The following is a 1,353-nucleotide window of genomic DNA, read 5'->3' as shown; positions in this document are numbered from 1 at the left end:
CTCCGTCTTGACCATCACGACCTTGAAGTCCTTGTTCACCTTTGTCCCCTTTAGGTCCTTGTAGCCCTTGTGGTCCTGCAACTCCGGCTTCACCTTTTAGACCTTGAGGTCCACGAATGTTACCAATCTTATCCCAAGTTCCGTTTTCTTTCTTATAAACATCACCTGTAGTTGCATCGATATAAGTGTCGCCATCTTTACCATCATCTGCTGTTGGTGCTTTAGGTCCACTTAATAATTCAGCACCATTACGTCCGGCTGCACCTGCTGCACCATTGGCACCGTCTGTACCATTATAAATTGGTTGTTTTGCAATTAATTCATCTATACCTTCATCGTATCGACCATTACCATTGTTATCAAAGTACGCTGTAATAAGAGTACCTTCTCTTGGTTTTTCTGCTGGTGCTGTAGATGGGGCGTCTGCTAAAGCTCTTCTTACTCTTCCGCTTCTTTGATTGTTTAATCTTGCTGCTGCTTCAGCTAAGGCATTTAAGTCGATGGTTGGTGTACGTCCATCTTTACCATCTTTAATGTTAACTGTTACAGGTTCTTCACCAGGAATAGTAAATGTAATATCAGTACTACGGCCGTCTGCTCCACGAGCAGTTGTGATTTTTGGAGTTTTTCCGTCACGTCCCGCTGCTCCTGTTTCACCACGGTCTCCACGTTCGCCTTTTTCACCTTGCGCTCCGGTTAGACCACGTTCGCCTTGGTCCCCTTTTTCACCTTTAGCACCATCCGCAATTACAACTTCTTTTAATTTCTTATCAGAAGCATCTAATTCATTGTTTCCATTTTTATCGTAATAGAAGATAACTGTTGTTGTTTTATCTGCATCATTTCGTTGAGTCGCAACTAATGGACTTGCGCCATCGAAACCATCTCTTACAACAGTACTTGTAACATTACCTCTACCGTCGTTAATCGTGATAGTATGAGTGCCGTCATTTTTATTATCTTTAACGGTTACGGTTGGAGTTACACCGTCACGACCTGCCTGACCTTGGTCTCCTTTTTCACCTTTAGCTCCAGTTAAACCGCGTTCACCTCGGTCTCCTTTTTCACCTTTGGCACCTTGGGCTCCAGTCAGACCGCGTTCACCTTGGTCTCCTTTTTCACCTTTAGCTCCAGTTAAACCGCGTTCACCTTGGTCTCCTTTTTCACCTTTGGCTCCTTGGGCTCCAGTCAGACCGCGTTCGCCTCGGTCTCCTTTTTCACCTTTGGCTCCTTGCGCTCCAGTTAGACCGCGTTCGCCTCGGTCTCCTTTTTCACCTTTGGCTCCTTGCGCTCCAGTTAGACCGCGTTCGCCTCGGTCTCCTTTTTCACCTTTGGCTCCTTGCGCTCCAGTTA

General features: G+C 46.0%; 1 protein-coding gene. It reads right to left on the bottom strand.

The features are described from left to right. On the bottom strand, nucleotides 1-1,353 hold a 1,353-nt coding region (locus tag L0P31_RS09240), incomplete at both ends, for a collagen-flanked surface repeat-containing protein (RefSeq protein ID WP_474104185.1).

The sequence above is a fragment of the Streptococcus mitis genome, from assembly GCF_022137125.1.
GTDB classification, from domain to species: Bacteria; Bacillota; Bacilli; order Lactobacillales; family Streptococcaceae; genus Streptococcus; species Streptococcus mitis_CE.
This window is presented reverse-complemented; position numbering and strand designations above follow the sequence as displayed.